Origin of the sequence: Cryobacterium tagatosivorans, from assembly GCF_004402215.1 — a bacterium.
GTDB lineage: Bacteria > Actinomycetota > Actinomycetes > Actinomycetales > Microbacteriaceae > Cryobacterium > Cryobacterium tagatosivorans.
In genome coordinates this window covers 36,987-47,703 of sequence record NZ_SOEZ01000073.1, presented here as the reverse complement: position 1 = coordinate 47,703, position 10,717 = coordinate 36,987, and the positions used below count along the sequence as shown (strand labels likewise).

Sequence of the window (10,717 nt, the reverse complement as noted above, 5' to 3'; positions counted from 1 at the left end):
TCAATCCGAGTCCACTGGTCATCGGTCAGCAGAGCAGTACGCGACATTCCTCCAGCCTCCCAAACGAATCACGATTCGATTAGGAGACACGCCCTAGTCGAGCGAGTGATGCCGCCACAGGCGGGCGCAGGCGGCGAGGTCCTGGGCTGTGGTGGAGAACCGAAGCGCCCGGGTGGTCAGCTCGGAGGACCTGGCCGGCTCGGTGGCATCCAGGTCGTCGGCCACGCTCGTGCACCCGGCCCCGGTGACCCGGCAGAACGCTGCGGCGCGGTCGAGGGCGACGGCGAAGTCGCCGGAGAACACGCCGCGGAGGATTTCATCGGCGACCGCGATGATCTCGGCCGGTCCGGTCGGGATCATCGCACCCGCCACGACGGGGTCGATCGACACGGCCACATCCACCCCGCGCTGGTAGAGGAACGCCGTGCCGTCGGGGTCCTGCCGGATGAGCAGCCGAATCAGGTACATGCGCCAGAGCGCGCCGGGCAGGCTGCGGGGCGCGGCCCGGGACCACAGCTCGGCGACCGTGTCGATTCCGTGCTCGTCGGTGTACGCGATCAGCCGCTCGACGATGCGCGGATCGGGGTCGCTGCGCACGCGGGCGAGGAGCGCCTGGGCGGTTTCGTGGGCGACGCGGCTGATCGACGCCGGGTCGTCCCCGCCCTGGAAGGATTCGAACTTGCTGCCGGAGAACTGGGTCGGCTTGTGGAAGTCCTCTGCCATCGTGTCCTCCCTCGTTTTGTCGGCTGGTGGCGGGTCTGCCTCAACGGTACCGACAAAAGCTCCGGGAAATCCGCGATAGATTATTACCCGCGGGCCTCTAGCTCAGTTGGTAGAGCAAAGGACTTTTAATCCTTGGGTCGTCGGTTCGAGCCCGACGGGGCCCACCCTTGTCCGGCGTCTCCCCTGGCATCGACGGCGATGGCGTCTCCCTGTTGTGGCTCCCGCACGTAGCGCCGGCGACGCATGTTCGCTCTCAGTTCCCTCGGTTATCCTGTTCCCGGCCCACGAACAAACGAGCGATACGGAAGGACGCCGAATGCAGGAACCGATCGTCCTTGACGTGCTGCTGGTGCTCGTGCTCGTCGTCTCGCTGGTCAACGGCTATCGCAGCGGCCTGGTCCGCAGCCTGAGCGGCATCGCCGGGATCATCGCCGGCGGCACCGTCGCGTTCTTCCTCGTCCCGCTGATCGGGCCCTGGATCCCGGCGCCCGAGTGGCGTACCCCGGTGACGCTGGTGGCGGCCCTGGTGCTCGTGCTCGGCGGCCTCACGGTCGGGGAGTCGATCGGCCACGCCATCCGTCGCCGCGCGCACCGGACGAAACTGCGCGTCGTCGACCGGGTGCTCGGCGCCGGCGTCGCCCTGGTCGCGACCGCCCTCGTGGCCTCCATGCTCGCGTTCAGCATCGGCGCCCTCGGGGTGCCCTTCCTATCGCCGGCGATCGCGTCCTCCGGGGTGGTCCGCACGATCAACGACCTGACCCCCGCGCCGGTGCAGCGCTTCCTCGCCCAGGTCCGCTCGGCGGCCGTGGAGGATGGCCTGCCGCGTATCGTCGAGGCCTTCACCGGCCCCACCCCGGAAATCCCCAACGTCAACACGGGCAGCCCCGCCCTCGTGACCGCGGCGCGGTCGGTGCTGAAGATCACCGGGAACGCCTACTCGTGCGGGCAGAACCAGTCGGGCAGCGGTTTCGTCGTGGCCGCCGGCCGCGTCGTGACGAACGCGCACGTCGTCGCCGGCGTGAGCGAACCGGTCGTCGAGGTGCCGGGCGCCGGCGCCCTGCCGGGCCGGGTGGTCTACTTCGACCCGGTCGACGACCTCGCCGTGATCGCGGTCAGCGGGCTCACCACCGCCCCGCTGCGGCTCACCGGGAACCTCGCGCCGGGAACCGAGGCCGTCACCGACGGCTACCCCCTCGGCGGCCCGTTCGACTCGGACCCGGCCGAGGTGATCTCCGTCGACTCGGTCGCCGTGGCCGACATCTACGGCGCGAACCCCTCCGCGCGGCAGGTCTACACGCTGGCCTCCGACGTGCAGCAGGGCGAGTCGGGAGGCCCCCTGCTCAGCCTCGACGGCGAGGTGGCCGGCGTCATCTTCGCCAAGGCGGAGAACACGCCCAACGTCGGCTACGCCCTGGCGATGGAGGAACTCGCACCGGTCGCCGCCCGCGCTGCGTCCCTCTCCGCGCCGGTGGCCTCCGGGCACTGCGTCCGCGACTGATTCCGGCTCCCCGGGCGACGCGCGATTCGTTGGCCGCTGCCGCACCTTGGTACGTTGCTGGGTAGCAGTTGTCATTCTCTTCGCTGAGGCTGGCCCGGCGATCAAAGGAGATCCTGCATGCTCTCGTACACCGACGCACCGTCCGACCAGCCGCTCCTCGAGACCACCATTGGCGTGGATTTCGAGCGGAATGTGGCGCTCTTCGGCGACCGGGATGCCCTGATCGAAGCCGCCACGGGCCGACAGTGGACCTACGCCGCGCTGAACGCCGAGGTGGATGCGCTCGCCCGCGGCCTGCTCTCCCTCGGGGTCGAGCGCGGCGACCGGATCGGAATCTGGTCGCCCAACTGCGCCGAGTGGACCATCGTGCAGTACGCCACCGCGAAGGTCGGCGCGATCCTGGTGAACGTGAACCCGGCGTTCCGCTACGGCGAACTCGAATACGTGGTCCGGCAGTGCGGGATGCGCATGCTGATCACCGCCCCGTCGGACAAGAACAGCGACTACGCCGCGATGGCGCGCACGGCGCACCAGGGCTGCGAGGAGCTCGCCGAGCTGGTCTTCCTCGAGCCGGACGGCCACGAACGCCGGCCGGGCGAGTTCGGCTACGCCGACGTGACGGCCGCGGCCGCGAACGTTCCCGCCGCGCGGCTGGCCGCCCGGCTGGCCGAGCTGGAGGCCACCGACGCGATCAACCTGCAGTACACCTCCGGCACCACGGGCTTCCCCAAGGGCGCCACGCTCACGCACCGCAACATCCTCAACAACGGGTTCTTCATCGGCGAACTGCTGGAGTACACCGAGCACGACCGGGTCGTGCTCGCCGTGCCGTTCTACCACTGCTTCGGCATGGTCATCGGCAACCTCAACATCTACTCGCACGGGGCCGCGGCCATCCTCCCCGGCCGCAACTTCAGCCCGGCCGCGGTGCTGCAGGCCGTGCAGGACCACCGGGGCACCTCGCTCTACGGCGTCCCGACGATGTTCGTGGCCGAGCTGGCGCTGGAGAACTTCGCCGACTACGACCTGTCGACCCTGCGCACCGGGGTGATGGCCGGGTCGACCTGCCCGGTCGAGGTGATGAAGCGCGTCATCGGCGAGATGCATATGAAGGATGTGGCCATCTGTTACGGCATGACGGAGACCTCGCCGGTTTCCACGATGACCCGCGGCGATGACGACATCGCCCGCCGCACCTCGACCGTCGGCCGCACCATGCCGCACCTGGAGAGCAAGGTCGTCGACCCGGGCACCGGCGAGACCGTGGAGCGCGGCATCATCGGCGAACTGTGCACGCGCGGCTACAGCGTCATCTCCGGCTACTGGAACGAGCCGGAGAAGACGGCCGAGGCGATCGACGACGACGGCTGGATCCACACCGGCGACCTCGCCCTGATGGACGAGGCCGGCTACATCAGCGTCGAGGGCCGGATCAAGGACATGGTCATCCGCGGCGGGGAGAACATCTACCCGCGCGAGATCGAAGAGTTCCTCTACCTGCACCCGTCCATCCAGGACGTGCAGGTCATCGGGGTCCCCGACGACAAGTACGGGGAGGAGCTGATGGCCTGCATCATCCTCAAGCCCGGCGCGGAGATGATCTCGGCCGACGACCTGGCCGACTTCTGCCGCGGCCGGCTCGCCCACTTCAAGGTGCCGAGGTTCACCGACGTGCGCGACAGCTTCCCGATGACGGTCTCCGGCAAGATCCGCAAGGTCGACATGCGGGACGAGGCGATCGCCCGGATGCGCGCCGGCGCCTGACGCCCGCGCGGCCGCTCAGGCGAGCGAGACGAGCGCCTGGGCGAGGGCGAAGATCGCCAGCCCGGCCAGGGCGCCGACGACCGTGCCGTTGATCCGGATGAACTGCAGGTCCCGGCCGACCTGCAGCTCGATCTTCTCGGACGTCTCCGCGGCATCCCAGCGTTCAACGGTTTCGGTGATCACCCCGGCGATCTCGTGGCGGTAGCTCTGGACCAGGTGGCTGAGCGCGTCGGCCAGCCAGCGGTCGATCCGGGCGCCGAGGGCGGCGTCCTCGGCCAGCCGCGCCCCGACATCCGTCACCGTCGACTGGATGCCCGCCCGCAGGCCGCTGGCCGGGTCGGCCAGCGCCTCGGCCAGGGTCGCCTTGACCGATTCCCAGGCCTCGCCGGCGAACTCGCGCAACCGGGCATTGTCGAACAGGCCGGCCTTGAGCGCCTCGACGCGGGCGATGGTGTCCGGGTCGTGCTGCAGGTCGCTCATCAGTTCGGCCAGGTACCGGTCGACCACCTGCCGGAGCGGATGCCCGGGCTGCGCCCGCACGGCGGCGACGAAGCCGAGCACCTCGCGGTAGGCCCGGTCGTCGACCATTTCTGCGACGAAACCGGGCAGCCAGCGGGGCAGCCGCTGGGAGACGGCATGCCCGAAGGCCTCCGGGTGCGCGGCCAGCCAGTCCTCGGTGCGTTCGAGCACCGCATCGACGGCGGCGCTCTGCTGTCCGGCGGCGACGAGGCGCTCGCCCACCCGGCCCAGGCTCGGCGCCCATTCCGGCCGCAGCAGGTGTTCGCGCACGACGGCCTCGATCAGGTCCTTGACCGCCTCGTCGCCGAGCAGCCGGAGCAGGCCGGTGCCGGCGAGCGCGAGCTCGTCGGTGACCCGCCGGGCGCTCTCCGGCCGGCCCAGCCAGCCGCCGAGCCGCCGGGACACCCCGAGCGACTCGAGTTTGCCGCGCACGACGGCCTCGGAGAGGAAGTTCGTCTCGACGAACTCGCCCAGGCTCGCGCCGATCTCGTCCTTGCGCCGGGCGATGATGTTCGTGTGCGGGATGCGCAGCCCGAGCGGGTAGCGGAACAGCGCGGTCACCGCGAACCAGTCCGCGATCGCGCCGACCATGCCGCCCTCGGCCGCGGCCCGCACGTACTCCAGCGCCGGGTAACGCTCCTGCAGGGCGAAGGAGACGGCGAAGACGACGGCCATCAGGGCGAGCAGGCCGACCGCGAGCCGCTTCATCCTGGTCAGGGCCACCAGACGCGCGGCATCCGGCGGGGAAAGGATCCGGGTCGCAACCATCCCCCCAGCTTGCCACTTCGGCGACGATCAACACGCCCGCGGCGGCGCGTCCTCGCTAACAGGCACAGTGCCCCTCGGCGGCGGGCGTGTGCCCTGGCTCGTTGGCCGGGACGTCGAGCACGGGGCTGCGATCGAAGAAACCGTCCGGCCGCAGCTTGAAGCCCGCGGTGTCCACCGGCATGATCGGCCAGTCCTCGACCCGGGGGAAGTGGGTCAGGCCGAAGGTGTGCCAGAGCACGATGTCCTGCCCGTCGATGTCCCGGTTCGCTGCCATGTAGGCCGGCAATCCTGCCCCGCCGGCGTGCTGGTTGACGAAGTCCCCGGTCGGGTAGCGCTCATCCTCGGAAAAGCGGGTGACCCACAGGTCCTTGGTGGCGAACGCGGCCCGCCGCGCCACCGACGACTGCGGATCGGCCAGGAGGGTGGGCTGGCCCTGCGGATACAGCTTGTAGGCCACCGGCTCGCCCAGCCGGTTCAGCGAGTTCGGGTTGGACACGTGCCAGGTTCGCCCCGCGGCCATGTTCGCCTCTCGGACCCCCTCTGCTTCCGTGGCCAGCAGCGTGCGGCGGCGGCTGAATGCGTTGCCGCGCTCGTTGCCCGCGCCCATCGGCACGCGCACGGCCTCCTCTTCCTCGACGCGGTTGGTGGCGCCGTCCAGGGCCATGTCCAGCCGGGCGCTGAACAGGTGCTGGTGGAACGGCGCGCCCAGGCCCGGGGCCAGCTCCGAGGCGTACGCGTATCCCTTTCCCGGATAGGCGCTGGTGAAGACGACGCCGGTGGCCTTGGCCTCGAACTCGATGGTGCCGTCCAGGTAGAGGTACCAGTAGAAGCCGTAGTCGTAGTTGCCGACGGTGGTGAAAAACGAGATCACCAGGCGGCGATTGCGGCGGGTGTAGTCGATGCCGGTCCAGAGGTCGCTGTGCTTGGCCAGGATGCTCCAGTCCTCCTCGTGCATGCAGATCCCGTTGCGGATTTCCCGCGGGTTGCCCAAGCCGTCCGCGATGACCGGGCTGAGGTAGGTGATCTCGCCCAGGCAATCGCAGCCCAGCTCCAGCGAGTTGGCGTACTGGCCGACCAGGTATTCGCCCGTGTCGAAATAGTTCTGCCAGGACCGCACCGGCGACGGGTCGCCGTAGGGCACCACCATCTCCGCGATCGAAGCCCGGTTGATGATGGACCGGCGCCGGTCGCCGTCCTGGAAACCGATGTTGTGCAGCACGAGGCCTTCGCGCACGTCGAAGCCGATGTCCAGGCTCCATCGTTCCCACTCGACGTGGTTGCCGCCGGTCACGGAGAAGCTCGGGCCGTCGGGCTGGGTGATGCTGATCGGTTTGATCGTCGTGCGCTCGGGTCCGGTCAGGGTCGGATCGGTGTAGTTGCCGTGCTCGGCAGGAATCGGCACGACGCCGTAGTCGATGACCTGGTCCACGGTCTTGCTGACGATGTCCACGTAGGCGACGAGACCGTCCACGGGGTGGGCCCAGGCGCTGTCCTCCGGAAAGTCCTGGACGAAGGCCAGTCCGCGGAGGATCCGACGGCCCTTCTCCTCCGGGTATTCGAAGACACCGGCGGACAGCGGAGCCACCCGGACCTTCGCCAGGTCGAGCCCGCGATCGGCGAGGGCCTTGAGCCAGCGCGCATCGTGGGTGAGGAGCTCCTCCACGGCGGCGAATTCCTCCTCGAGCACGGGAAGTTCGCCGCTCACCGCGGTGTCGAGCACGACAACCGACTCGACCGTCCCCGCGGTGGCCGATACGACGACATCCCGCGGGGCGGCCCCGGAGTTATCGTGCAGGAAGATCCGGAACCGCCGGTCGGGCCGCTGTTCGCGGGCGCCTCGCGGCGGATCGAGCAGCCCCAGGTACGCGACGCGGATGCTGTCCCCGAGCAGGCCCGCGTCGACCAGGACTCCGCGAACCACACTGATTTCCTCGGCCGTGGCCAGGGAATACGCGGTGGTGGTGGTCAGTGGAGCGATCGTGACTGTCGGTGAACAGCAAGTCATGATTACACCTTTCCGGGTGTCCCGAGCCGCAGCACTGCGACTCGATAGCGGTTTTATTTCTATGGTTGTAGAACCATAGCTTTTCACTAGGCTCGCTGACAAGGTCTATTCCGGGCAGTATTTTCTCGAGGGGCAGCATGCCGAAAGTCGTCGACCACGACCAGCGACGGGTCGACCTCGTCGAGGCGACCTGGCGCATCATTGCCAGCCACGGCATCGAGGGCGCAACCATGCGCGACATCGCGGCTGAGGCCGGCTTCGCCAACGGGGCGCTGAAGCCCTACTTCCCCAGCAAGGACGACCTGCTCACCTTCGCCTTCGGCCACGTGTTCAACCAGACCAACGAGCGCATGGAAAAGTCGACGGCCGGCCACACCGGCCTGGCCGCGCTGCGCGCCTTCTGCCACGAGATCCTCCCGCTCGACGACACCCGGCTCCAGGAGGCCCGGATCGTCATCCCCTTCTGGCAGAAGGCGCTGACCGACCCGTCGAAGGCGACCCTGAACGAAGAGTCCATGCGGCAGTGGCGCGGCCGGCTGCACGAGCACCTGCTCGAGGCCAGGGCCGCCGGCGAGATCCACACCACCGTCCCGGATGCCGACATCGTCGGGCATCTGATGAGCGTGGTGCTGGGTGCGCAGATCACCGCGGTTCTCTCCCCGGCGGAGCATTCCCCCGCCCGCCTGGTCAGCCAGCTCGAGGGCTACCTCCGCGTTCTCTCCACCGGCGACTGACCGGGGGTTCTTCGCCGAGTGTTGAAAAAAGAGTGACAACGCCGTTGTTCCGGACTAGATTGCTGGGGATGCGCGCCGAAGCGCTACCGGAAGAGGCCTCTCGTGACCATGACGAACATCCGCACCGGTTCCCGGGGTGCGCTGGAACCGGTGCAGACGGCCGTGGCGGACAGCTTCACCCAGTGGCGCAACCTGGTCTCCCAGTCCTTCGTCCCCCTCGAGGTCCGATCCGACGCGGCGCAGTTCACCGGCCGGCTCCGCTCGCGCGTTCTCGATGATCTCTCGATCGTCGAAGTCACCGCCAACGGCCATGAGGTGCTGCGTACGCCGGCTCTCATCTCGAGGTCGGACCGCCTTTATTTCAAGCTGAATCTGCAGTTGTCCGGCCACGGCATCCTGATCCAGGACGGACGCGAGGCCACGCTGCGCCCGGGGGACATCGCCGTGTACGACACCCACCGCCCGTACACCCTGGCCTTCGCGGAGGACTTCCGGCTCCTGGTGCTGATGATCCCCCACGATGCCTTCGACCTCCCCGCGGACTCGATCGCCCAGCTGACGGCGGTCCGCATGGCCGGTGACGCGGGGCTGGGACGGATGATCAGCCCCTTCATGGTCCGGCTGGCCGAGAACCTCGACGCCCTCTCCGGCACCAGCGGCCACCGGCTCGCCTACAACGCGGTGGACCTGGTCGCCACCATGTTCGAAAGCGAACTGAACGTGCGCCGCGACCCGGTCGGCGGGTCGCACGGCGAGATGCTGACGAAGATGCGCCAGCACATCGAAGCGAATCTCGGCGACCCAGAGCTCTCCCCGGCCGGGATCGCCGCCGCTCATTTCATTTCGACCCGCCAGCTGCACAACATCTTCCACCAGGCGGACACGACGGCGGCGGGCTGGATCCGCACCCGGCGACTGGAGCGCTGCCGTCGGGATCTGCGGGACCCCATCCTGGGCGATCGCCCCGTTGCCGCCATCGCCGCCCGCTGGGGATTCCTGGACGCCGCACACTTCAGCCGCACGTTCCGCCTCGCCTTCGGCGAGCCGCCCAGCGCCTACCGCCGCGCCTGAAGCCTTCACTCCCAGTCAACTGCCGTTCCCGGAAAGACAAGCCTCCACCCGGTTCCCCGGGAGAGAGTCGGTACAGGTCTCCAACGCAGGGGGCCACTGCCGCACTGCGTCGGCTGGGAACTCAACGAGGAGTCACACCATGGCAACGAAGCTGTTCATCAACGGTGAGTGGACCGGCGCGACCGGCGGCACGATCACGACCTGGAACCCGGCCACCGAGGAGATCATCGAAGAGGTCGGCTTTGCCAGTGCCGTCGACGTGGATGCCGCCGTCGACGCCGCCCAGGTTGCCTTCGACGCCCCGGAGTGGCGCGACATGCTCCCGGTCGCCAGGGCGCGGCTGCTGTTCCGGCTCGCCGACCTGATCGAGGCCCACGCCGACGAACTGGCGGAACTCGAGACCAGGGACCAGGGGCAGCCGATCGGCATCTCCCGCAACATCTCGGTCAGCGGGGCCGCGGAGCACTTCAGGTACTACGCCGGCTGGGTCACCAAGATCGAGGGCCGCACCTCCCCGATCTCCTTCCCGGACACGCACCACTACACCCGCCGCGAGCCCATCGGCGTCTGCGCGTTGATCACGCCGTGGAACTTCCCGCTGATGATCCTCTCCTGGAAGCTCGCCCCCGCCCTGGCCACCGGTAACACGGTCGTCATCAAGCCGGCCGAGCAGACGCCGCTGACCGCCATCCGTCTCGTCGAGCTGGCCGCCCAGGCCGGCTTCCCGGCCGGCGTGATCAACCTGGTGACCGGCGACGGAACGACGGGACAGGCCCTGGTGGACCACCCGAAGGTCGACAAGGTCTCCTTCACCGGATCCACCGCCGTCGGCCGTTCCATCGTCGCCGGTTCCGCCGCCTCCAACCTGAAGAAGGTCACCCTCGAGCTCGGCGGCAAGGCGCCCTCGATCATCGCCGCCGATGCGGACATCGACGCCGCCGTCGGCGGGAACATCGCCGGGGGGATGCTGAACTCCGGCCAGGTCTGCGCCGCGTACACGCGCTTCTACGTGAACAAGAAGCGCGAGGCCGAATTCGTCGAAAAGATGGCGGCCGGCGTGAGCGGGATGAAGATCGGACCCGGCATCGACCCGACCAGCCAGCTCGGCCCGCTGGTGTCGGCCAAGCACTTCGCCCACGTCGAGGCCCTCGTGGCCGCCGGCCGGGCGGAGGGCGCTGAACTGATCACCGGCGGCGCCAGGTCCGGCGAGCAGGGTTTCTTCTACCAGCCGACCATCTTCGCCGGCGTCCGCGACGGAATGGACATCGCCACCCGGGAGGTCTTCGGACCGGTGCTGTCGATCATGTCCTACGACGACGACGACGAGCTGCAGGACCTGATCAACCGTGCCAACGACACCGATTACGGGCTTGCCGCGACGGTCTGGACGAAGGACATGACGGTGGCGCACCGGCTGGCCAACGGCATCCGCGCCGGCGCCATCTTCGTGAACATGCCGCCGGTTCCCGACATGGCCGCGCCCTGGGGTGGGTTCAAGACCAGCGGCTGGGGCAACGAAATGGGGCCGTATTCCATCGACGCGTACACCCAGACCAAGGGCGTCTGGATGCACTACGGCAGCTGATCCGACCCCCGACCCCGCTGCCGTACTGAACCCACGACCTCACCGAGGAG

The 10,717-nt window shown here is 68.9% G+C and carries 8 protein-coding genes and 1 tRNA gene; 6 read left to right on the top strand and 3 right to left on the bottom strand.

What is annotated here, in order from left to right:
• Positions 1–93: 93 nt before the first annotated feature.
• Positions 94–723 (bottom strand): DNA-directed RNA polymerase subunit beta, encoded by a 630-nt coding sequence (locus E3O23_RS15175; protein ID WP_134492438.1) that lies wholly within the window; start codon positions 721–723, stop codon positions 94–96.
• A gap of 91 nt (positions 724–814) precedes the next feature.
• On the opposite strand from E3O23_RS15175, the gene E3O23_RS15170 reads away from it, so the two are divergent.
• The 3 genes from E3O23_RS15170 (at position 815) to E3O23_RS15160 (ending at position 3,985) form a co-directional block, all read left to right on the top strand.
• Positions 815–887, top strand: a tRNA-Lys gene (locus E3O23_RS15170).
• A gap of 152 nt (positions 888–1,039) precedes the next feature.
• Positions 1,040–2,221 (top strand): MarP family serine protease, encoded by a 1,182-nt coding sequence (locus E3O23_RS15165; protein ID WP_134492436.1) that lies wholly within the window; start codon positions 1,040–1,042, stop codon positions 2,219–2,221.
• 117 nt (positions 2,222–2,338) lie between these two features.
• Positions 2,339–3,985 (top strand): AMP-binding protein, encoded by a 1,647-nt coding sequence (locus E3O23_RS15160; RefSeq protein WP_134492434.1) that lies wholly within the window; start codon positions 2,339–2,341, stop codon positions 3,983–3,985.
• A 15-nt stretch (positions 3,986–4,000) separates the two neighbouring features.
• Here E3O23_RS15160 and E3O23_RS15155 read toward each other — a convergent pair whose 3' ends face one another.
• Both E3O23_RS15155 and E3O23_RS15150 read right to left on the bottom strand, forming a co-directional pair.
• A complete protein-coding gene (locus E3O23_RS15155) occupies positions 4,001–5,272 on the bottom strand; it encodes a DUF445 domain-containing protein (protein ID WP_134492432.1) in 1,272 nt (423 codons plus the stop codon).
• A gap of 55 nt (positions 5,273–5,327) precedes the next feature.
• A complete protein-coding gene (locus E3O23_RS15150) occupies positions 5,328–7,277 on the bottom strand; it encodes a primary-amine oxidase (protein WP_134492430.1) in 1,950 nt (649 codons plus the stop codon).
• 137 nt (positions 7,278–7,414) lie between these two features.
• Here E3O23_RS15150 and E3O23_RS15145 point away from each other — a divergent pair, with 137 nt between their 5' ends.
• The 3 genes from E3O23_RS15145 to E3O23_RS15135 all read left to right on the top strand — a co-directional run bounded on the left by E3O23_RS15145 (position 7,415) and on the right by E3O23_RS15135 (position 10,667).
• Positions 7,415–8,011, top strand: a complete 597-nt coding sequence (locus tag E3O23_RS15145; RefSeq protein WP_134492428.1) for a TetR/AcrR family transcriptional regulator — start codon at positions 7,415–7,417, stop codon at positions 8,009–8,011.
• A gap of 108 nt (positions 8,012–8,119) precedes the next feature.
• Positions 8,120–9,082: an AraC-like ligand-binding domain-containing protein gene (locus E3O23_RS15140; RefSeq protein WP_134492444.1), complete on the top strand. Its 963-nt coding sequence runs from the start codon at positions 8,120–8,122 to the stop codon at positions 9,080–9,082.
• 139 nt (positions 9,083–9,221) lie between these two features.
• The gene (locus tag E3O23_RS15135; RefSeq protein ID WP_134492426.1) at positions 9,222–10,667 is read left to right on the top strand and encodes an aldehyde dehydrogenase family protein; all 1,446 of its coding nucleotides are present in this window, start codon (positions 9,222–9,224) and stop codon (positions 10,665–10,667) included.
• Positions 10,668–10,717 lie beyond the last annotated feature (50 nt).